We start from the raw sequence: 20,677 nt of genomic DNA, 5'->3' as shown, positions 1-20,677 counted from the left end.
GAGCAGACAACCGTGAGCGGACCGTCCGCGAAGACGCCCGCACCCGTGCCACTGCCGTTGCTGACCATCGGCGATATCCGTTCCGCCCTCGGGTCCGGCCACGGGTTTTCAGAAGACCAGGCGTCGTTCGAAGCGGACCTCCAACGTGCCCTGGAGGTGTCGTCCGAGACGGATCTGAGCGCGGTCGCGTCGGTGATCGTTGATTACAGAGGCAGGATCCGCCTCTGCCAGGACCCGGACTTCGACATCGCGGTGCAGGAAGGCATCGATCTCGCAGGACGCCTGAAACGGGAGCCTGATGAGCGGTAGGTGGCCGTATTGCAGCGATGACAACCCGGCCACCCATCCTCACCAGGAGCCCATCGCGTGACCACCCTGACCGGCATCGACGTCCGTGCAACGCAGCACTGCGAGACCTCCGCCCTCGGTGTGCTCCTCCGGCACCAGGGCATCGACCTCTCCGAGCCCATGCTGTTCGGGCTCGGGCGCGGGCTGTCGTTCATCTACTGGGACAGCAAGGGCATGGGGTTTCCGTTCCTCGGGGGGCGAGTGAAGCCGTTCGAGCTCACCAGGAATCTGGCTGAGGGGCTCGGGCTCGATCTGCAGGTGCGGGAGACCAGCTCGCCCCGCAAGGCGTGGGCGAACGTCGTGGAGGTCATTGACGGCGGGCGGCCCGTGGGGCTGCAACTCGACAGTTACCACCTGGATTACTTCGCGTCGAAGGTGCACTTCGGTGGTCATGTCGTCGCCATGTACGGGTACGACGACCAGCTCGCCCACCTCGTCGACACCGAGCAGCAGGGCGGGGCGGTGTCCACCGGCCTGGACGGGCTGGCGCGGGCCAGGGCCGCGCGGGGGCCGATGACCGCCAGGCACCGGTCGTTCACGCTCACCGGTCAGCAGGATCTGCCTGTGCCCAGAGATGTGGTCCTTGCCGCCATCACCGCCTGCGCGGACACCTTTCTCCACCCGCCGATCGCCAATCTGGGCCACCGCGGCATCGAGAAGAGCGGCAAGCTGGTACCGACGTGGCTGCGGCGGAGCGACGACCCGCGGCGGGACCTTCCGCAGGCCGCGCTCCTGATGGAGAGGGCCGGTACGGGCGGCGCGCTGTTCCGCAACCTCTACCGTGACTTCCTCGCCGAGTCCGCCGAGCTGGTCGACAGTGATCATCTGCGCACCGGCCACCGGCTGTACGCCGAGGCGGCCGCCCTGTGGACACAGGTCGCGGCGCTGATCACCGAGGCCGGGGAGTCGGGCGAGGAGCAGTGCCTCGTACGGGCAGGCGCCACCCTTCTCGAACTGTCACGCATCGAGCGCGAGGCCATGCGGGCGCTCAGCCGGCTGGGGAGCGAGGGTCCCTGAGGGTGCTTCCTTCACTGTCACGTCGATCGGGAGCCCGCGTGTTCGACATCGACCGCACGGCAGGGCGGGAACGGCGGGACACACATCGCCGCTCGGTGGGGGCACCCGGTGCGGGGATACTGCCTCTCAAGCACCGATCCCGGAAGGCGGCACCATGCTCATCCTCTTTGGCACCAAGGGGTACCTGTACCAGCTCGCGATACTCACCCTGGTGTGCGGGCGGTGCGGGAATCCGGCCGCGCACACCCTGCGCAAGCGCGTCACGAAGTTCACGCTGTTCTTCGTGCCGCTGTTCCCGATCTCCACCAAGTACGCGACGCAGTGCACGTTCTGCGGCGCCGAGAACAAGGTGAGCGCGCAGGACGCGGAGCGGCTGGAGGCGCAGGCCGCCGCCGGCGGGCAGGGCGGTCAGGTGTACGGCGGCCAGGCCCCGCAGCAGCCGTACCAGCACTGAGGTCTCAGCCGAGCTTGCGGCCCGCCCCGTCGTCGGGTTCGGAGCCGTCGTGTCCGCAGTCGCCGCCGGTGGGGGGAGGGGGTGGCGTGACGGGCGTGACGGGCGTGACCGGCGTGACCGGCGTGACGGGGGGTTCCGGAGTCTCAGGGGGGTCAGTTACGGCCGGGGGATCGGGTACGGCCGGGGGATCCGAGTACGTCGGTGGGGCCGGTGTCTCCTCAACAGGCGGGGGGTCGGCGGGGGTCGGGGCGCCGGGATCCGGTACGGGCGTGTCCTTCCCCGGTGCGCCGGGCTTCGGCTGCTCGGGCTCGGGCTCAGGCTCGGGCGCGGGCGCGGGCTGCTCCCCCTTCGGCGGCTCCGGCGCGGGCTCCGGCGCGGAGGGCGACTCCACGGGCGGCTCCATCGGCGGCTCCGCAGGCGGCTCCGGTTCCTCATCCCCCGGCGCGGGGGCCACGGGCGTGGGACTCGGGTCCGGCACCTCCGGAGCGGGCTCCACAGGGCTGGGGCCCGGGTCCGGCACCTCCGGCGCGGGCTGCTCCGGCACCTCCGGGACGTCCACGACATCCCCGCCGCCCGAACCGCCCGAGCCGCCCGAGCCGCCCGAGCCGCCCGAGTCGTCCGAGCCGCCCGAGCCGCCCGAACCCCCCGAACCGCTCGAACTCCCAGAACCAGTGGAGTTGGCAGCGTCCCCCACGTCCTCGGCCACCGTCACCACAGTCCCCGCCCCACCGCCCCGAGTCCGACCAGGCTCCGCCTCATCCTCGACCTCAACCGGCCCAGAACTCCCCGGCGTCTCCCCCGCCGCCCCCGCGGACGGTCCCGCCACCGGCCCCTGTGCCACCGGCACCCTCCCCGGTGAAGTCACCGTCGCGGGAGACTGGTTCACGCCGAGGGACAGCACGACCGCGACCGCCGCCGCAGCCGCCGTACCGGAGGCCAGGGCGGCCTTGGTCTTCGGGCCCGCCGCACGGGCCGTACGGAAAAGCCCCTGTCCGGTCAAGGGAACGGACCCCACGGACCCCGCGGACCCCGCCGTGAGCGACGCCAGGAACTTCCCCGCTCCCCCGCCACCCACCGCGAAGACCAGCAGCGCCGGCCCGGCGAGCGCGGGCAGCCGGTTGTTGGCGCGGATCAGGACGGCGAGGCGCCCGCGGCACCCGTCGCAGGTGTCGACGTGGGCGAGGAGGCGCTCGGACTGGCGCGGGGTCGCGCCGCCGCGGACGTAGGCCGGCATGCGGACCCAGTGGACCTCGCACGCGGGATCGTCGGGGGCCTCGGTCTGCGAGCGCAGGAACGCCTGACGCATGCCTTCGCGGGCGCGGTGCAGCAGGACGGCCGTGGCGCCCTGCTTGGCGCCGATCTGGCGGCCGACCGTCTCCAGGGGCTGGCCCTCGGCGTCGGCGAGCCACAGGGCCCGTACCCAGCGTTCGGGGAGTTCGCCGAGGACGCGTACCAACAGGTCGGTGGAGGAGACCTGTTCGGCCGGGTCGTCCACGTGACGGTCCGAGGCGGCCCAGCCCTGTTCGGGGATCTGCGGGTCCCGCGGGGTCTCGTGGGTGGCGCTCGCGGCGGAGGACGCGAGGTGCCGGACGGTCGTCATGAGGTACGCCGGGACGTTGTCGATCTCGTGTCCCGCGGCCAGCCGCCGCCACACGCGGAAGTGCGCCTCGGCGACGAGGTCTTCGGCCGCCCAGGTGTTGCGGGTGAGCGAGCGGGCGTACGCGACGAGGCGTGGCTGTTCCTCCTCGTAGACGCGCACGTACGCGGCGGTCGCGGAGGCGGAGGCCTGAGCGGGCACTCTGGCCGGTTGGTCGGTCATGCAGGAACGCTCCAGTTCCCGGCGGTCGGGCCGCGGAAGGGTTTGTCAGCGTAGATGACAAAACTTTCAATCATTCAGTTCCGGCCGTGATTCAGATCACAGGAAAGAACTCCGGTCCCCGCGTAATGGAGAGGCACGTCCGCGGCTCGACAGGGCAAGTGACCCCAAGGGACCCAAACCGCACACCGGAGACGGAGACCACCGCCCATGCGCCCCACCACCCTGGAACAGACCGTCCGCGCCCGCCTGATCACCGCCGGCCACCCCGAACTCCCGGTGCGCCCCACGCTGCGCTACAGCTCCGCCGAGCCGTTCGCCGTGCACATCGACTTCCCCGCCCATGTCTCCGCCGACGGCGAGGGCGTGACGTGGATGTTCGGACGGGCGCTGCTGGAGGAGGGGCTCGGGAGACCGGCCGGGGAGGGGGACGTACGAATACGGCCGCACGGCTGGGCGAGAACCGTCATCGAGTTCCACTCACCGCTCGGCCTGGCCGTGATCCGCTTCGGCACGGCCACCCTCCGCCGCTTCCTGCTGCGCTCCTACGACGTCGTCGAGCCCGGCGCCGAGGACCTGGGCCCGGACCTCGACCACGGGCTCGCGTCGCTGCTCGACGAGGTGTGAGGGGGCGATCTCGACGGGGGGGGGAGCGGAACATGGGATTTTCCGCACATCAGCCGCGTAAGGGCCGACAGGCTCCTGCACCACCAGCGGCGTAAGGCCGACAGCCCCCGTCACAGGCCCATGGCGAAGTCCGCGACCGCCTCGAAGTCGGGGGCCCGCAGGCCGAGTCGGGGGTCGATCCGGCGCAGCAGAGCCCGGCCGTCGTGGTGTACGGCGACGAACTCCCGGTCCGTCTCGTCGAGTTCGTCGTCGAGCCAGGCGAAGGGGCGGCCGTGGGCGTGGGTGACGAGGTGGTGGGTCTTCCAGAAGGTGCCGTTCGGGCCGGGTGTGACGGTGGTCGGCCAGTCGACCACGGGGAGGGCCGGGAGGCCGAGGACGGGGGCGATGAAGGTGTTCGCCTCCTGGCGCCAGGTGGTCGCCCAGACGAGGTCGTAGCGGTCCGTCAGGGCGAGCAGCGCGCGTCCGTGGTCGGGGTTGAGCCAGACCCGCAGGGGCTTGACGGCGGACGGGGGCAGGCCGGGGTGCTGGGCGATCCAGCCGTCGGGCTTCATGCGGTGGGTGGTGTAGCCCTCGGGCCGGCGTTCGCGCTGGGCGGCGTACGGGTTGAGGGGGCCGTCGACGTCCAGGTAGAGGAGCGGGCGGCCGGCGTTCACGGCTGCTCGCGTCGGCGCTGTTCCCAGTCCGCCCGGGTGAGTTCGTACTCCACCTCGCCCTGTTCCGACCCTTCGATCGCCTCCGGCCAGTCACCGAAGAAGGTGCGCACGAAGCTCAGGCCGGACTTCTCCATCACGCGGCGGGAGCCCCGGTTGACGGTCATGGTGTTGGCGGTGACGCGTTCGACACCGAGGTCGGCGAAGCCCTTGCCGATGAGGGCGCGGGAGCCTTCGGTGGCGTAACCCCGGCCCCAGGCGGCCCTGTTGAGGCGGTAGCCCAGTTCGACGACGGCCGGGCTGTCGTCGTCGAGGGGCCGGAACTCGAACCAGCCGAGGAAGGTGCCCGTCGGCTTCTCCTCGGCCGCCCAGTAGCCGCGGGTGCCGAGGCCGGGGTGGTCGTGGAGGAGGCGGGGCAGGGTGCGGGTGCGGACGGTCTCGGGGGGTGTCGGGGCGCCCCCGGTGAGGAAGCGCATCACCTCGGGGTCGCCGTCCAGGGCCACAAGGTGCTCGGCGTCGGCCTCGGTGAACGCCCGCAGCCGCAGCCGTCCGGTCTCCAGGAAGACGTACGTCACCGGCCCCTCCTCCTCTGTTCGTCCGCCAGGAGCTGAGCCAACTGCCCGCCCCCTCCCGTCGCTTGCGTGCCTGAGGGAAGAGTCGCCGCCCCGCGGCCTCGGCGCCAGCCGTTTTCCCCGCCTTCCTCTGTGACAGCCCTGTTGCCGGAACTGTGGGGTCCGTCACAGCCGTTCGGCTGCCGGGGTGCTGGACTCGGCCGACCGGGGAACGCGAGTGGTCAGGGGGCCGGGATGTCGTCGTCGATTCGGCGTCTGCGGGGCGCCGCCACGCTGGCGGGGGTGGTGGCGCTCGTCGTGTACGTGTGGGGGCTGCTGCATCTCGCCGGCTCGGTCCTGGAGGCGGAGGACGGCGGCACGGACTCCGCGCCGCTGCCGCCGTGCCGTGGCAACGACCAGGCCGTCCATGTCATCGACTACTCGGTGAGTTTCCTCCCCCTCTCCTTCGACTGCGAGATGACGGGCGGCGGCAGCTACGCGGCCGGGGTGATCCCGGGGTACGTCAATCCCGTCGCCGTGGGCTCCGCCCTCGCCGCCGTCGGCTGTGCCGTGGCCTCCGCCTATGTCGCGGAGCTGCGGCTGCGCGCCGGGGCGCGCGAGGACGGGGCCCCCTAGGTACGGCGGGCGGGTCAGGCCGCGGGAGCCAGCTCCGCCTTGCCGAACAACAGCGCGTAACCGGAGGGCAGTTGGGCCAGCACGCGGTCCACCAGCTCGTCACCCACCAGCTGGGGCAGCACGCTCAGGACCGAGCTGACGTGCCAGCGCGCCGTCGCCGGGGTCGCGCCCTCGAGACGGCCGGCCACCGCGTCCACGAACTCCGGTGCGGCCAGGGGCGTGTTGAGCGGGATCCGGGAGGCGACAAGCCTGGCGGCCTCCTCGGGCAGGGCCCGGGCGAGGTCGACACGTTCGTCGCCGGTGACATGGTCGCCGAGGGCGGAGAGGACGACGCGGACGACCTGTTCCGCCTCCGCTCCGCTCGCGTACTGTCCGGCGTCCCGCACGGCGTCGACGAGCTCGCTCCACCGTGCCGTTCTGGTCACTCGATCCGCGCTGAGTGCGCTCATGTACGGGTCTCCTGGGGGTCGTTGCGCCCCGCGGGCGAAGGGGCCGGCCCGCGGGGGCGCGACTGCGTTGTACGTTCCTGGGCCTACGTTCGTGGGCCTGGGTTCCTGGGCCTGGGTGCCTGGGGTTCCTGGGCCGCCGAGGTCAGCCGCTGATCTGCTTGCGGCCGCCGTCGCCGCCCGTGATGTGGATCCGGCGCGGCTTGGCCTGCTCGGCCACCGGGATGCGCAGGGTGAGGACGCCGGCGTCGTACGAGGCGTCGATACGTTCCGTGTCGAGGGTGTCGCCGAGGAAGAGCTGACGGGTGAAGGTGCCCGTGGGGCGCTCGGCGACGATCATCTCCGCGCCCTCGGGGGCGGGGACACGGCGCTCGGCGCGGACGTTCAGGACGTTGCGTTCGACGTCCAGGTCGATCGTCTCGGGGTCGACACCGGGGAGGTCGAAGTGGACGACGAAGTCGTCCCCCGCCCGGTACGCGTCCATCGCCATCGCGGCGGGACGGGCGTTGGAACCGAGTACCTGCTGCGCGAGCCGGTCGAACTCACGGAAGGGGTCGGTACGCATGAGCATCACAGTCCATCTCCTTTCCACAGACTCTGCGGTGCGATGCCCTACGCCTTCTTATATAGCTCGGAGCCAGGAAACTTGACAAGCCCCGACTCAGGTTCGGTTGCCGATCCCGGTCCGGAGTTAGCCTCGGGGCACATCGACCGAGGAGGCAGACATGGCGAGGGTTCCCAGCGCGGCGATCGCGGCGGGCGGGCTCGTCGGCGGCTACGGCGTGGCCCGCTGGACGAAAAAGCGGCAGCTGGGCGGGGTGGTGCTGGCCGTCGCCGGGGCCGCGGCGGCCCAGCAGTGGCGGGCGCGGGCCGGCGGGAAGGCGGCCGGAGCCCTGTCGGCCGCCTACGTGGCCGCCTTCGCCGGGTCCCACCCGCTGGCCAGGAAGGTGGGTGCGTGGCCCTCCGTCTTCGGCGTGGCGGGCGCGGTGGCCCTGGCGTCCTGGGCGGTGGCCGACCGGAACGCCTGACCTCTCACCGGTCTCCCCGGGCCCGGTGGGTGAGCACGTTCACCACCCGCCCGTTCGGATCCCGGACGAAGAAGCGCCGTACACCCCACTCCTCGTCCCGCAGCTCCCGTACGACCTCCGCACCGGACGCCACGACCTGGGCGTACACGGCGTCGACGTCCTCGACCTCCACGCTCAGGTCGGGGACGACGGGCGCGGTGCGCTCCTCGGTGAGGAAGCTGATCTGGGCGGTCGGGTTGGCGGGCGACGCCATCGTCACCACCCACCCCATGTCCATGACCTCCTCGAAGCCGAGGAGGCCGTAGAAGTCACGGTTGGCGGCCAGGGCCTCCCCGGACGCGACGTGGATGTCGGGCATGATCCTGCGAATACTCATGGGCAGGCCACCTTCGTCTCTTCCCTCATTCCCTTTTCTGTTATCGACCGTCCCACCCTCGCGTCTCCTGACCGTCCCAGCCACCGGCACGCGAGGAATGACGCACGTGACTTCGACCGCACAGATCAGCCGCCGCAGCATGCTCAAGGCGGCGGGAGCCGCGGGTGTCGCGGTCTCCGCCGTCACCGCCGCGCCGGCCACCGCGGCCGGCGCGGGCTTCGCGCACCCGGGCCTGCTGCACACCGCCGCCGACCTCGCCCGCATGGCCGCCAAGGTGAAGGCGGGCGCCGCGCCCTACACGGCGGGCTTCGCGCGACTGACCGCCAACCGGCACGCGCAGAGCGGCTGGACGCCCCACCCGCAGACCACGGTGTACCGCGGCTCCGGCACCCCCCAGAACTACGCGACCCTCTACAACGACATCCACGCCGCCTACCAGAACGGCCTCCGGTACCACGTCAGCGGCGACGACGCGCACGCCGACACCGCCGTGGCGATCCTCAACGCCTGGTCGTCGAAGCTGACTTCGGTCGAGGGCAGCGCGGACCGCTTCCTCGCCGCCGGGCTCTACGGCTACCAGTTCGCCAACGCCGCCGAACTCGTCCGCGACCACCCGGACTTCGACCTCGCCCGCTTCCAGGACATGCTCAGCAAGGTCTTCGCCCCGCTCAGCGACGACTTCCTGGTCCGGCACAACGGCGCCGTCGTCACCAACTACTGGACCAACTGGGACCTGTGCGCCATGGCCTGCGTCCTGGCCACGGGCATCTTCTGCGACGACAAGGACCAAGTCGCCCGCGCCATCGACTACTTCAAGCACGGCGAAGGACTCGGCGCGATCACGAAGGCGATCCCCGTCGTGTACGACGACGGCCTCGCCGAGTGGCTGGAGGCGGGCCGGGACCAGGGGCACGCACTCCTCGGGGTCGGTCTCATGGGCACGTTCTGCGAGATGGCGTGGAACCAGGGGTACGACCTGTACGGCTACGACGACAGCCGGTTCCTCAAGGGGGCCCAGTACGTGGCGAAGTGGAGCCTGGGAGGGGACGTCTCCTACACCGCCAACACCCGCGCCAAGGGGGCCGTCGGAGGCTGGTCCGGCAGGGAGACCGCGTCCGCGGCGGCCGGCGTCGACCCCGCGATGACCCGCCCCATCTGGGCGATGATCGCCAACCACTACACCAAACGCCGGGGCCTCCCGGCGTCGTACGTCACCCGCATCGCGGCGAAGTCCTCGCCGGAGGGGGGTGGCGGGGACTACGGCCCCAACAGCGGGGGCTACGACCAACTGGGCTTCGGCACGCTGGCGTTCACACGGGACCGGGTACCGGACACGGGGGCGTCTCCTGCCCCTACGGCCCCCTCGCCCTCCGGTGCGCGGCCCCAGACCGGGGGTACGGCGTCCCCCGCCGGGGGCCAGGACCTCGCGGCCTCGGGTTCCGGCGACGTGGTGGGGTGGGCTGCGGCTGCGGGGGTGACGGCGGTGGCGGGGGGACTGCTCTTGCTGCGGCGACGGGGGCGCGCCTAGGGGGTGCCGGGTTCGGTTGTCGGGCGGGTGCGGGCCGGTGGGGGCTGGTCGCGCAGTTCCCCGCGGGGCCGCTGCGCTGGGCTTGGGCGGGGCGCCTAGGGGGGTGCCGGGTGCGGTGGTCGGGCGGGTGCCGGTGCGTGGGGGCTGGTCGCGCAGTTCCCCGCGCCCCTAGGGGGTTGCAGTTGCCCTGCGCCACGACGGACCGTTCGCTACGCCTCGCGCGCCACCGCGGGCCGTTGGCCGCGTACGGCGCGCAGGGGACGGGGTGGGGGGTGTCCGCCCGCAGCGGCCGGCGTCCGTTACCGAGCCCATTTGAAATGACCGAGCCGCCGGACCGAGGACGGATACCCCCCACCCCGGCCCCGACCCACAACCCACCGCACGCGCTACACCAGCCCCCACCGAAGCCGAGCCAGGCCGCCGCAGGCATCTCAGGGGCGCGGGGAACTGCGCAAAACGCCCGCCCCCACCCACCCGCACCCCGAACAAGAACCGCTCAACCGCCGGAAGCAGTAAGCGGAGTAGCAATATCCTCCAACGACCGCCGCTCCGCCCGCACCGCCAAGAACCACGCCACCAGACCAGCCGCACACATCAGCCCCGCACCGATCTGGAACGCCAGCACCGTGTCCCCCACCTTCCCCGTACTCGTGAGGTCGGCGAACAGCAGCGGTCCGCTGATGCCGCCCGCCGCCGTGCCCAGCGCGTAGAAGAACGCGATCGACATCGCCCGCGTCTCCATCGGGAACACCTCGGACACCGTGAGGTAGGCACTGGACGCCCCCGCCGACGCGAAGAACAGCACCGCGCACCAGCACGCCGTCAGCGTGCCCGCGCTCAACGCCCCCTGGTCGAACAGCCACGCCGTCCCGAACAGCAGCAGCCCGGACAGCAGATACGTGGACGAGATCATCACCCGCCGCCCCACCGTGTCGAACAGCTTCCCCAGCAGCAGCGGGCCACAGAAGTTGCCGATGGCGATGACGGCGAAGTAGTACCCGGTGTCGCCCGTCGGCACGTCGAAGAACGTCGTGAGGATCGCCCCGAACCCGAAGGTGATCGCGTTGTAGAGGAAGGCCTGCCCGATGAAGAGCGAGAACCCCAGCACCGACCGGCGCCGGTAGTCCGAGAACACGGTTCGCGCGATCTCGACGAACGTCACACTCCGCCGCTGATGGATCGTGATCTCACCTTCGGGCCGCGGCAGAGCCTCGTCACCCCGCTCCGCCGCCACCCGCTTCTCGATCGAGGAGACGATCCGCTCGGCCTCCGCGTCCCGCCCGTGGATCAGCAGCCACCGCGGACTCTCGGGCACGTGCCGCCGTACGAGAAGGATCACCAGCGCCAACACCGCGCCCAGCGCGAACGTCAGCCGCCACCCCACGTCCTTCGCGAAGATCTCCGTGTTCAGCGCGACGATCGACAGCAGCGATCCGCCCACCGCGCCCAGCCAGAAGCTCCCGTTGATCATCAGGTCGACCCGGCCCCGGTACTGCGCCGGGATCAGCTCGTCGATCGCGGAGTTGATCGCCGCGTACTCCCCGCCGATCCCGAACCCGGTCAGGAAGCGGAACAGGAAGAACCACCACGACTCGAAGGACACCGAGGTCAGCGCCGTAGCAGCCAGATACACCGCCAGGGTGATCATGAACAGCTTCTTGCGGCCCCACTTGTCCGTCAGGCGCCCCCAGAACAGCGCCCCCACGCACGCCCCGGCCACGTACAGCGCCGCCGCGATCCCGGTGACCTGCCCGGAGGAGATGGCGAGCCCGCTCCCCGGTTCGGAGAGCCGGCTCGCGATGTTTCCGACGACCGTGACCTCCAGGCCGTCGAGGATCCACACGGTGCCTAGTCCGATGACGATCGTCCAGTGCCAGCGGGACCAGGGAAGCCGGTCGAGTCTGGCGGGGATGTTGGTCGTCACGGTGCGGCCGGTATCGGCCTGGGCGGTGGTCACGGACGGGCTCCCTCCTCGTCGAGCGGTACTCGAACGACCCCACCCGGGTGCCCCCGACCTGCCCGCCTACGCCCCCAGCGCGCGCGACACGGTGTAGATCAGCAAGCCCACCAAAGAGCCCACGACCGTGCCGTTGATCCGGATGAACTGCAGGTCCCGGCCGATGTGCGCCTCGATCTTCCTCGTGGTGTGCTCGGCGTCCCACCCGGCCACGGTGTCCGTGATCAGGGAGGTGATCTCGCCCCGGTAGGTGGTGACCACGTACACCGCGGCCCCCTCCACCCAGCCGTCGACCTTCGTCTGCACCTTCGGGTCCACGGCCATCCGCGCGCCCAGCGACAGCAGCGACGCCCGCACCCGCAGCCGCAGCTCACTGCGCTCGTCCTCGGCGGCGGAGACGATCATCGACCGTACGGAGGTCCAGGCGGAGGCGATCAGGTCCTGCACCTCACCGCGCCCCAGCACCTCGCCCTTGAGCCGCTCCACACGCGCGCGGGTGTCCGTGTCGGACTGGAGGTCGGAGGCGAAGTCCGTCAGGAACCGGTCCAGCGCGCCCCGCGCCGGATGGGACGGCATGTCCCGCATCTCGGTGACGAACCGCAGCAGTTCCTTGTAGACGCGTTCGCCGACCTTCTTGTCGACGAACCGCGGGGTCCAGCCGGGCGCGCCGCCCTGCACCGCGTCCATGACCTGCTCGTCATGGAGCACCAGCCAGTCGTGGGCCCGGGTCACCACCAGGTCGACGACCCGCCGGTGCCCGCCGTCGGCGACGACCTTCTCCAGCATCTTCCCGATGCCGGGCGCGATCTCCTGGGCGTCGGCCCGCCGGGTGATGGCCTCGCCGACCACGGCCTGGACGTCGGAGTCCCGCAGGACGGTGAGGGCGCCCCTGAGCGCGGCCGACAGCTCAGCCGTGACCCGGTCGGCGTGCTCGGGCTCCGCCAGCCAGGCCCCCAGCCGGCTGCCGATCCCCACGGCACGCAGCCGCTGCCGTACGACGTCCTCCGAGAGGAAGTTCTCGCCGACGAACTCGCCCAGCGACACCCCCAGCTGGTCCTTCTTGGTGGGGATGATCGCGGTGTGCGGGATGGGCAGGCCGAGCGGGTGCCGGAAGAGGGCGGTGACCGCGAACCAGTCGGCCATCGCACCGACCATGCCGGCCTCGGCGGCCGCGGCGACATAGCCGGCCCAGGCTCCCGCACCCGAGCTCTCGGCCCATTTCGCGAGGACGTACACCAGCGCCACGAACAGCAGCAGGGCGGTCGCGGTGAGTTTCATCCGGCGCACACCGCGCTGTTTCTCCTCGTCGGCGGCGCTGAAGGTGTTCATCGCGCGTACGGCCGAAGCGGGGACGGCACGGTTCGCGTCCGGTGCCGGCCGGGCGTGCCGCGCTACGTCAGATGGTCCGGTTTCCTCAGTTTTCGTACGTTCCATCCGCTCCACCCGTTCGGTGATCCCCCACACATTGTCCCTTCCTGACCGACTCCTGGAACAGAACAGGAGTTCCCGGCGTCTGTCCGGAAGAGGTAACCGGAGGGGGTCTCGTCACTTGTCGGCAGGTTCATGCCTCATCATGAGCTCATCAGATCGGAGCCCCGGGTTCCCATCTCCTGAGGAGAACAGCACCACATGACTCGGCGTCATGGTTACGCCCTGCTCGCCGCGATCGTCTCGGTGATCGTGGCCCTGTCCACCGCCATCTACGTCGGAGTGGCGGCCGACAACGGCACCACGGGCCGGACCTCACTGTCCGGCGCCCGGCCCGCACACCCGTCCGCCGCACCCGCCTCCGCCGGAGTCTGGGTCGGCACCTGGTCCGCCTCTCCCGTCGGCGCCGAGCCCGGCACCGCGAGCGAGGGCATGACCGGCCGCTCCGTCCGCAACGTCGTCCACGCAGGCGTCGGCGGTACGAGTGCCCGCGTGACGCTGTCCAATCTCTACGGCCGGACCGCGCTGACCATCACGCACGCCTCCGTCGCCCTCGCCGCCGGCCGGGAGACCGCCGCGGCACGGGTGGGGACCATGCGGCGGCTCACGTTCGCCGGCAGCACCTCGGTCGTCATCCCGGCCGGCGCGCAGGTGCTCAGCGACGCCGTCACCCTCGCCGTCCCGGCGGGCGGCGACGTCCTGGTCACCACCTACTCCCCCACCCTCTCCGGCCCGGTCACCTACCACCCGACGGCCCGGCAGACCTCGTACGCCGGCGAGGGCGACCTCACCGAGGACGCCACCGGCGCGGGGTACACCGAGCGGGTCGACCACTGGCGGTACCTCACCGCGCTGGACGTGCTCAGCGGCGAGGCCGACGGCACGGTGGTCGCCTTCGGCGACTCGCTGACCGACGGCAAGAACTCCACCGCCGACGCCAACGCCCGCTGGCCGGACTTCCTGAACCGGCGCCTGCGCACAGCGCTCGCCGCGGGCCGGGAGCTGCCCCGCTACAGCGTCGTCAACGAGGGGATCGGCGGCAACCGGGTCCTCGAGGACGCCCGGGGCCGCCCCCTGGAGAACCAGGCCGGCATCCGCCGCTTCCGGCGGGACGTGCTCGACCGGCCCAACGTCAAGGTCGTCGTCATCGACCTCGGCATCAACGACATCCTCCGCACGCCGGGCACCGTCGACGCCCAGAAGCTCCTCGCCGGCCTGCGCGACCTGGTCCGCCAGGCCCACGCCCGCGGCATCAAGGTCGTCGGCGCGACCCTCATGCCCGTCGGCAAGCGCGCCACCTGGACCGAGGCCCGCGAGGGCGTCCGCCAGACCGTCAACGCGGCCATCCGCTCGGGGAAGGTGTACGACGCGGTGGTCGACTTCGACAGGGCGCTACGGGACCCGTACGACCCGCGCAGGCTCGCCTCGATGTACGACTCGGGGGACCGGCTGCACCCCAACGACCGGGGGTACGAGCGGATGGCGGACTCCTTCGATCTGGAGTACCTGAAGGGATCGACGGCGGCACGTCTTTAGCCGCAGGCCGGTGGGGGCTCGTCGCGCAGTTCCCCGCGCCCCTGGGTGGGTGCAGTCGAAGCAGGCCTGGCTGCACCCGCCGACGAACCCCTCAGTCCTCCCCCCGCCGGCGCCGCCCCCTCCGCTCGCGCCGCTCCTCGCGCCGCGCCTCGTGCCGTTCCCACATCACGTCATGGCGCCCCTCGATCATCCGCCGATGGGTGTCGCGGACCTCCTCGCGGACCGAGTCCCGCAGCTCCCGCGCGGCCTCCCGGCGGTCCAGCCTCTCCTGCCGCCGCTCCTCGCGGATCCGCTGCCGCTCGGCACGCGTCAGCTTGCGCTCGACCCCGACCCCGCCCCAGAACGCGAACCCGGTCACGACCACCCGAGGCGCTCCCGGCTCCCCCGGGACGCCCTCCTCGCGGTGGTCGAAGCCGCCCATGATGCCGATCCCGCGCACCACGACCTCGACCCCGGGCGGCACGATCACCTGGACCCCGCCCATGATCGCGACGCAGTTGATCTCGACCTCGCCGTCGGCGAAGTTCGCCTCCCGCAGGTCGATCTCCCCGCCGCCCCAGAAGGCGAAGCAGGTGAAGCGCCGGGGCACGGTCCACCGCCCCTTGCGCTGGAACCCGGACATCACGGCGACCGCCCACGCCGAGGAGCCCTCCCCGCCGACGATCCTGGACGCCCAACTCCCGTCCGGCTCGGGCCTCTTCCTCATGTCGACCTTGGGAGCGGCCACCTGGCCGACCGGCAAGTCCCTGGTGATCGGCGCGAGTTCGCCGTAGGTCCGCGCCTGGTAGGTCGCCTCCAGCCGCTCCTCGAACTCCTCCATGTCGAGCCGCCCCTCCGCGAGGGCGTCCCGCAGGACCTCGGCGACTCGCTCACGATCGGCGTCGGAAGCACGCAGCTCCGGGAGTTCCTCCGTCATACAGGGCAGCCTACGAGTTACCTCACCCCACGGCTACGACACCGCCTTCTCCGCCTCCCCCGCGTACATTTTCGCGATCACCGCCTCGATGTCCGGCTCCCGCACCGACAGGTCCACCAGCGGGTACTCCGCCGCGATCCGCGCCACCAGCGCCGCCGCCGACTCGGCCGCCGGGAACGCCAGCCACTGCCGCGGGCCCTCCACCTTCACCACGCGCGCGGGAGCAGCCTCGATCGGCGGCACCTCCCGCTCCAGGTCCACCACCAGGGTCCGCTCGCTCTCGCCCACCTCATGGAGGCCGGCGAGCGGACCGTCGTACATCAGGCGCCCGTGGTCGATGACCATCACGCGCGAGCAGAGCTGCTCGATGTCCTGGAGGTCGTGAGTGGTCAGCAGGACCGTGGTGCCGCGCTCGGTGTTCAACTCCCGCAGGAATCCACGCACCTTGGCCTTGGAGATGACGTCGAGCCCGATGGTCGGCTCGTCCAGGTACAGCACCTCGGGGTCGTGCAGCAGGGCCGCCGCGATGTCACCCCGCATGCGCTGGCCCAGGGACAGTTGGCGTACCGGAACGTCCAACAGGCCGGACAGTTCGAGGAGTTCGACACAGCGGTCGAGGTTCTCGCGGTAACGGGCGTCCGGGATGCGGTACATGCGGTGCATCAGCTTGTAGGAGTCGATCAGCGGGAGGTCCCACCACAGGGTCGTGCGCTGGCCGAAGACCACGCCGATGCGGTGGGCGAGCCTCGTCCTGTCCCGGGACGGGTCGATGCCCGCCACCCGCAGGCGGCCGCCGGACGGGGTCAGGATGCCCGTCAGCATCTTGATCGTCGTCGACTTGCCGGCGCCGTTCGGGCCGATGTACCCGACCATCTCACCGCGCGCCACGGTGAAGGAGATCGAGTCCACCGCCCGCACCTGCCGCCGCTCCCGCTTCAGGAAGCCGGTCTTCTTGCGCACGTCGAAGACCTTCTCGACACGGTCGAGCTCGATGAAGGCGTCCGCCGCACGGTCCACGGCCCCGTCCACCGCCCCGTCCGTCGCCCCGTCCATCCCCACATCCATCCCCACGTCCATCGCTAACTCCCCGTACTCCGGTACGCCCCGAGCCCCGCCCGCCACGCGAGCCCGGCCAGTGCACAGCACGCCACCGCCACCAGTGGCGAGGTGAAGGCCGCCCAGTGCGGCAGATCCAGCGGGTACGGCCTGCCCAGCACATAGGAGGCCGGAACCCAGTTGACGAAGGCGAGGGGCAGCACGAACGTCACCCCGCGCACGAAGTCCTTCCCGAACACGGCCGGCGGGTACTGGAGCAGGGTCGTACCGCCGTACGTGAACGCGTTCTGCACCTCGCTCGCGTCCTGCGCGTAGATCTGGAAGGCCGCGCCCGCCACGAACACCGCGCAGAAGATCGCCGCGCCGCTGACCACCATCACCGGCACCAGCAGCACCTTCGCCGCGCTCCAGGAGACGTCCACCGAGGCCAGTGCCCACACCAGCACCACCGCGCCCTGGGTGATCCGGCCCAGGCGGCGCACCGCGAAACGGTCGGCGCCGATCTGCGCGAGCACCGGCGCGGGCCGCACCAGCAGGATGTCGAAGGAGCCGTCCCGGATCCGCGAGCCCAGCACGTCCATCGAGCCCAGCACCAGGTCGGCGATGCCGAAGGCGGTCACCGAGAGGCCGTAGAGGAAGGCGATCTCGGGCAGGGACCAGCCGCCCAGCGAGTCGACCTGCGAGAACATCAGCAGGATTCCGACGAAGTCCAGGCCGGTCATCAGCAGGTTGCCGCACATCGTGACGACGAAGGAGGTGCGGTAGGTCATGGCGGACCGGATCCACATGCCGGCGATCAGCCAGTAGGCCCGCACACCCTCGCCCAGCCGGGACGTCTCAGCCACCCTGCACCACCACCCGCCGGGTCGCCGCCGACTGCAGGAGCCGCCCGGCCCCCAGCAGCACCACCGCCCACGTCGCCTGGAAGGCGTACGCCCCGAGCGGGTCCGTCTCCCCCATCAGGACGTCCGCCGGCATCTGGAGCTGCGCGGCCCACGGCAGCGCCCGCACGATGTCGCCGAGGACCCCGGGGAAGGCGTTGAGCGGGAACACTATGCCCGAGCAGAAGACGCCCGTGATCATCACGCCCTGCATGATGCCCATGCCGTCCATCAGCCAGAACACGCTCAGCGCCGCGAGGTAGCGGATCCCGAAGCTGACCAGCATCGCGAGCAGCAGCGCCACGAACAGGGCCGCCCAGGACGTGACGTCGGTGGGCAGGGCCATCGGGAAGAACAGCGCGCCGAAGACGAAGGGGATCACTCCGCGTCCGACCAGCTGGAACAGTGAACGGCCCAAGTCGCTGGCCAGCCACCACAGTTGGAGGTCGGCCGGCCGGTACAGGTCGACCGCGATCTCACCCGTGCGGATCCTCTCGATCACGTCCTTCTCGGCACCGCCGCCCTGGATGGCCAGCGTCGAGTACAGGCACTGCCCCAGCCATACGTAGGTGACCGCCTGCGCCTGGTCGTAGCCCCCCAGATGGGGCTTCTGGTCCCACAGCGCGAGATACGTGCAGACGAGGATCACACCGAAGACGGTGTTGGTGAACACCCCCGCGAACGTGGCCGCGCGATATGTCGCGTACCGTCGGAATCCCCCTGCCGCGACGGCCGCGTACAACCGCCAGGAACCCACATCAACAGCCCTCCTCGGCCCGCCGGCACCAAAGCGCAGGAGCCTAGTGCGCAGGTGACGGGGCGGGCCACCCATTTTCCGGGCGAGACGCGCGCCATATCCGGGAACGGAACGCGGGGTGCGAGAGTCTTCAACAGGGGACGCAGAAGGCGTACGAGGTCGTACGGGAACGTACGACGCGAAACAGGAGTCCGTGCACGAGATGAGCGACCAGCCGCAGCAGCCGACGACCGAGGCCTGGGCACCCGGAGACCCGCAGGCGGCTGAAGAGCCCGGCGGGAAGAAGAAGGCCAAGCGGCCCAAGCGCACCGGCTGGCGACGGGTGATCCCGACCTGGCGCATGGTGCTGGGCACCTTCGTCCTCGGACTGATCGTCCTGGCCGGCCTGTTCTTCCTCGGCTACTCCATGGTCAAGATCCCGCCTGCCAACGCGCTCGCCATGAAGCAGTCCAACGTCTTCCTCTACGCCGACGGCAGCCAGCTCGCCCGCGACGGCGAGGTCAACCGCGAGAACGTCTCCCTCGCACAGATCTCCAAGGACGCCCAGCACGCCGTACTGGCCGCCGAGGACCGCGACTTCTACTCGGAGTCCGCGATCGACCCGAAGGCCATGCTGCGCGCCGGCTGGAACACCGCCACCGGCAAGGGCAAGCAGTCCGGCTCGACGATCACCCAGCAGTACGTGAAGAACTACTACCTGGCCCAGGAACAGACCGTCACCCGCAAGGCCAAGGAGTTCTTCATCTCGATCAAGCTGGACCGCGAGAAGTCCAAGGACGAGATCCTCGAGGGCTACCTCAACACCAGCTTCTTCGGCCGCAACGCGTACGGCATCCAGGCCGCCGCCCAGGCCTACTACGGCATGGACGCCGTCGACCTCGACCCGGCCCGCGCCGCCTACCTCGCCGCGCTGGTCAACGCGCCCAGCGAGTACGACGTCGTCGCCCACCCCGAGAACAAGGCGGCCGCCCAGGCCCGCTGGAACTACGTCCTCGACGGCATGGTCAAGAAGGGCTGGCTGACCCAGTCCGCGCGCACCGGCCTGAAGTTCCCGATGCCCAAGGAGCAGACCGTCTCCACCGGCCTGTCCGGGCAGCGCGGCTACATCGTGCAGGCCATCAAGGACTACCTCACCAGCAACAAGATCGTCACCGCGGACGAGCTGGAGGCCGGCGGCTACCGCATCACCACCACCCTGGACAAGACCAAGCAGGACGCCTTCGTGAAGGCGGTGAACGACCAGGTGATGAAGAAGCTCGACAAGAAGAACAACAAGGCCGACAACTACGTCCGCGCGGGCGGCGCCTCCGTCGACCCGAAGACCGGCAAGGTCGTCGCGATGTACGGCGGCATCGACTACGTCAAGCAGTACACGAACGGCGCGACCCGCGGCGACTTCCAGGTCGGCTCCATCTTCAAGCCCATCGTGTTCGCCTCGGCCGTCCAGAACGACTCCGAGACGCAGGACGGCCGGCCCATCACCCCGAACACCTACTACGACGGCACCAACAAGCGCCCGGTGGTCGGCTGGAGCGGCGGCAGCTACGCCCCCGAGAACGAGGACCAGGGCTCCTACGGCGAGATCACCGTCCGCGAGGCCACCGACAAGTCCGTCAACTCGGTGTACGCGCAGATGGCCGTGGACGTCGGCTCCGACAAGGTCAAGCAGACCGCGATCGACCTGGGCATCCCCTCCGACACCCCGGACCTGACGGCGTCCCCGTCCATCGCGCTCGGTGTGAACACCGCGAGCGTCCTCGACATGGCGGAGGCCTACGCCACCCTCGCCAACCACGGCCGGCACGGCACGTACACGATGATCGACAAGATCACCAAGGACGGCGCGGCCACCGTCGAACTGCCCGAGGAGAAGACCAAGCAGGCCGTCAGCCGCGAGGCCGCCGACACCACCACCTCGATCCTGCAGAGCGTCGTCGAGAACGGCACCGCCACCGCCGCCCAGGGCGCCGACCGCCCCGCCGCGGGCAAGACCGGCACCGCCGAGGAGGACACCGCGGCCTGGTTCGCCGGCTACACCCCCGACCTCGCCACCGTCGTCTCCGTCATGGGCCAGGACCCGGTCACCGCCGCGCACAAGTCGCTGTACGGCGCGATGGGCCTGGAGCGCGTCAACGGCGGCGGGCCGCCCGCCGAGATCTGGGCGCAGTACACCAAGGCCGCCCTCAAGGGGAAGCCGGTCACCGACTTCGACCTCGAACTCCAGCCGGGCGCCGAGAACCAGGCCCCGAGCTCCCAGGCGCCGGTCGACCCGACCACCGGGGGCCAGGACAACGGCGGCACCACCGGCGACACCACCGGCGGCCAGGAGACCCCGGGCCAGAACCAGGGGCAGACCCAGGGACAGACCCAGGGCCAGGACAACGGCGGTACGACCACCACCGGCGGCGGCGCCACGACGGGCGGCACGACCGGGGACCCGACCACCGGCGGCGGCACCACCGGCGGCACGACGAACGGCGGGACCACCGGGGGCACGACGAACGGCGGCACCACGACCGACGGCGGCACGACAGGCGACCCGGCCGGGGGAACCACCGGAGACACACCGAGCGGCGGGGCGACCACGGAGGGCGCGGGCCTGGTGACCACGTCCGGACGGGACTGACCGTCCCGCGCGCGGCACGGCGGAAGGGGCCGGTGACTGGCGT

Annotated in this window: 21 protein-coding genes; 9 read left to right on the top strand and 12 right to left on the bottom strand. The window is 71.1% G+C overall.

Features of this window, described 5'->3' with window-relative positions:
* The first annotated feature begins 12 nt into the window (after nucleotides 1–12).
* The 3 genes from ACFYZ8_RS00780 (at nucleotide 13) to ACFYZ8_RS00770 (ending at nucleotide 1,819) form a co-directional block, all read left to right on the top strand.
* A complete protein-coding gene (locus tag ACFYZ8_RS00780) occupies nucleotides 13–309 on the top strand; it encodes a hypothetical protein (RefSeq protein WP_388536363.1) in 297 nt (98 codons plus the stop codon).
* A 57-nt stretch (nucleotides 310–366) separates the two neighbouring features.
* Nucleotides 367–1,365, top strand: coding sequence for a BtrH N-terminal domain-containing protein (locus ACFYZ8_RS00775; RefSeq protein WP_388536361.1), 999 nt, complete (start codon nucleotides 367–369; stop codon nucleotides 1,363–1,365).
* A gap of 154 nt (nucleotides 1,366–1,519) precedes the next feature.
* Nucleotides 1,520–1,819, top strand: a complete 300-nt coding sequence (locus ACFYZ8_RS00770) for a zinc-ribbon domain-containing protein (protein WP_359030485.1) — start codon at nucleotides 1,520–1,522, stop codon at nucleotides 1,817–1,819.
* A 4-nt stretch (nucleotides 1,820–1,823) separates the two neighbouring features.
* Here ACFYZ8_RS00770 and ACFYZ8_RS00765 read toward each other — a convergent pair whose 3' ends face one another.
* Nucleotides 1,824–3,638, bottom strand: coding sequence for a sigma-70 family RNA polymerase sigma factor (locus tag ACFYZ8_RS00765; RefSeq protein ID WP_388536359.1), 1,815 nt, complete (start codon nucleotides 3,636–3,638; stop codon nucleotides 1,824–1,826).
* Nucleotides 3,639–3,845: 207 nt separating this feature from the next.
* Here ACFYZ8_RS00765 and ACFYZ8_RS00760 point away from each other — a divergent pair, with 207 nt between their 5' ends.
* The gene (locus ACFYZ8_RS00760) at nucleotides 3,846–4,262 is read left to right on the top strand and encodes an SsgA family sporulation/cell division regulator (protein WP_359030488.1); all 417 of its coding nucleotides are present in this window, start codon (nucleotides 3,846–3,848) and stop codon (nucleotides 4,260–4,262) included.
* 110 nt (nucleotides 4,263–4,372) lie between these two features.
* On the opposite strand, the gene ACFYZ8_RS00755 is transcribed toward ACFYZ8_RS00760, so the two are convergent.
* Nucleotides 4,373–4,915 carry an HAD domain-containing protein gene (locus ACFYZ8_RS00755; protein ID WP_388536358.1) on the bottom strand — a complete coding sequence of 181 codons (543 nt, stop codon included), beginning with the start codon at nucleotides 4,913–4,915 and terminating at the stop codon, nucleotides 4,373–4,375.
* Nucleotides 4,912–5,487 carry a GNAT family N-acetyltransferase gene (locus ACFYZ8_RS00750; protein ID WP_388536356.1) on the bottom strand — a complete coding sequence of 192 codons (576 nt, stop codon included), beginning with the start codon at nucleotides 5,485–5,487 and terminating at the stop codon, nucleotides 4,912–4,914. The genes ACFYZ8_RS00755 and ACFYZ8_RS00750 overlap by 4 nt, the downstream gene beginning before the upstream one ends.
* A gap of 231 nt (nucleotides 5,488–5,718) precedes the next feature.
* On the opposite strand from ACFYZ8_RS00750, the gene ACFYZ8_RS00745 reads away from it, so the two are divergent.
* Nucleotides 5,719–6,099, top strand: a complete 381-nt coding sequence (locus ACFYZ8_RS00745) for a hypothetical protein (RefSeq protein WP_388536355.1) — start codon at nucleotides 5,719–5,721, stop codon at nucleotides 6,097–6,099.
* 14 nt (nucleotides 6,100–6,113) lie between these two features.
* Here ACFYZ8_RS00745 and ACFYZ8_RS00740 read toward each other — a convergent pair whose 3' ends face one another.
* A complete protein-coding gene (locus tag ACFYZ8_RS00740) occupies nucleotides 6,114–6,548 on the bottom strand; it encodes a DUF2267 domain-containing protein (RefSeq protein WP_359030492.1) in 435 nt (144 codons plus the stop codon).
* 142 nt (nucleotides 6,549–6,690) lie between these two features.
* Nucleotides 6,691–7,116, bottom strand: a complete 426-nt coding sequence (locus tag ACFYZ8_RS00735; RefSeq protein ID WP_359030493.1) for an Hsp20/alpha crystallin family protein — start codon at nucleotides 7,114–7,116, stop codon at nucleotides 6,691–6,693.
* A 154-nt stretch (nucleotides 7,117–7,270) separates the two neighbouring features.
* Between ACFYZ8_RS00735 and ACFYZ8_RS00730 the strand changes: the two genes are divergently transcribed.
* Nucleotides 7,271–7,573 carry a hypothetical protein gene (locus ACFYZ8_RS00730; protein WP_359030494.1) on the top strand — a complete coding sequence of 101 codons (303 nt, stop codon included), beginning with the start codon at nucleotides 7,271–7,273 and terminating at the stop codon, nucleotides 7,571–7,573.
* Between the two features lie 4 nt (nucleotides 7,574–7,577).
* Here ACFYZ8_RS00730 and ACFYZ8_RS00725 read toward each other — a convergent pair whose 3' ends face one another.
* Nucleotides 7,578–7,949 (bottom strand): VOC family protein, encoded by a 372-nt coding sequence (locus tag ACFYZ8_RS00725; protein WP_388536353.1) that lies wholly within the window; start codon nucleotides 7,947–7,949, stop codon nucleotides 7,578–7,580.
* Between the two features lie 97 nt (nucleotides 7,950–8,046).
* On the opposite strand from ACFYZ8_RS00725, the gene ACFYZ8_RS00720 reads away from it, so the two are divergent.
* Nucleotides 8,047–9,477 carry an alginate lyase family protein gene (locus tag ACFYZ8_RS00720; RefSeq protein WP_388536351.1) on the top strand — a complete coding sequence of 477 codons (1,431 nt, stop codon included), beginning with the start codon at nucleotides 8,047–8,049 and terminating at the stop codon, nucleotides 9,475–9,477.
* Nucleotides 9,478–9,973: 496 nt separating this feature from the next.
* Here ACFYZ8_RS00720 and ACFYZ8_RS00715 read toward each other — a convergent pair whose 3' ends face one another.
* Entirely contained in the window at nucleotides 9,974–11,434 is a 1,461-nt protein-coding gene (locus ACFYZ8_RS00715) for an MFS transporter (protein ID WP_388541976.1), read from the bottom strand.
* A 66-nt stretch (nucleotides 11,435–11,500) separates the two neighbouring features.
* Nucleotides 11,501–12,868 (bottom strand): DUF445 domain-containing protein, encoded by a 1,368-nt coding sequence (locus tag ACFYZ8_RS00710; RefSeq protein WP_388541979.1) that lies wholly within the window; start codon nucleotides 12,866–12,868, stop codon nucleotides 11,501–11,503.
* A 195-nt stretch (nucleotides 12,869–13,063) separates the two neighbouring features.
* Here ACFYZ8_RS00710 and ACFYZ8_RS00705 point away from each other — a divergent pair, with 195 nt between their 5' ends.
* A complete protein-coding gene (locus tag ACFYZ8_RS00705) occupies nucleotides 13,064–14,398 on the top strand; it encodes an SGNH/GDSL hydrolase family protein (RefSeq protein WP_388541981.1) in 1,335 nt (444 codons plus the stop codon).
* Nucleotides 14,399–14,489: 91 nt separating this feature from the next.
* Here the strand turns inward: ACFYZ8_RS00705 and ACFYZ8_RS00700 are convergent, their stop codons facing one another.
* Genes ACFYZ8_RS00700 through ACFYZ8_RS00685 form a run of 4 tightly spaced genes read right to left on the bottom strand, consistent with a single transcriptional unit; the run spans nucleotide 14,490 to nucleotide 18,008 of the window.
* Nucleotides 14,490–15,314 (bottom strand): DUF1707 domain-containing protein, encoded by an 825-nt coding sequence (locus tag ACFYZ8_RS00700; RefSeq protein WP_388541983.1) that lies wholly within the window; start codon nucleotides 15,312–15,314, stop codon nucleotides 14,490–14,492.
* 33 nt (nucleotides 15,315–15,347) lie between these two features.
* Entirely contained in the window at nucleotides 15,348–16,367 is a 1,020-nt protein-coding gene (locus ACFYZ8_RS00695) for an ATP-binding cassette domain-containing protein (RefSeq protein ID WP_388542083.1), read from the bottom strand.
* A 26-nt stretch (nucleotides 16,368–16,393) separates the two neighbouring features.
* On the bottom strand, nucleotides 16,394–17,215 hold the full coding sequence (locus ACFYZ8_RS00690) for an ABC transporter permease (protein ID WP_359030501.1): 822 nt from the start codon (nucleotides 17,213–17,215) through the stop codon (nucleotides 16,394–16,396).
* Nucleotides 17,208–18,008 (bottom strand): ABC transporter permease, encoded by an 801-nt coding sequence (locus tag ACFYZ8_RS00685; RefSeq protein WP_388541986.1) that lies wholly within the window; start codon nucleotides 18,006–18,008, stop codon nucleotides 17,208–17,210. Before ACFYZ8_RS00685 ends, ACFYZ8_RS00690 begins: the two co-directional genes overlap by 8 nt.
* A gap of 202 nt (nucleotides 18,009–18,210) precedes the next feature.
* On the opposite strand from ACFYZ8_RS00685, the gene ACFYZ8_RS00680 reads away from it, so the two are divergent.
* Nucleotides 18,211–20,634: a transglycosylase domain-containing protein gene (locus ACFYZ8_RS00680; RefSeq protein WP_388541989.1), complete on the top strand. Its 2,424-nt coding sequence runs from the start codon at nucleotides 18,211–18,213 to the stop codon at nucleotides 20,632–20,634.
* The last annotated feature ends 43 nt before the right edge of the window (nucleotides 20,635–20,677 follow it).

The organism is Streptomyces sp. NPDC001668 (assembly GCF_042893155.1).
Taxonomy (GTDB): domain Bacteria; phylum Actinomycetota; class Actinomycetes; order Streptomycetales; family Streptomycetaceae; genus Streptomyces.
The sequence above is the reverse complement of the archived record's forward strand: the minus strand, read 5'-3'. Positions and strand labels throughout refer to the sequence as shown.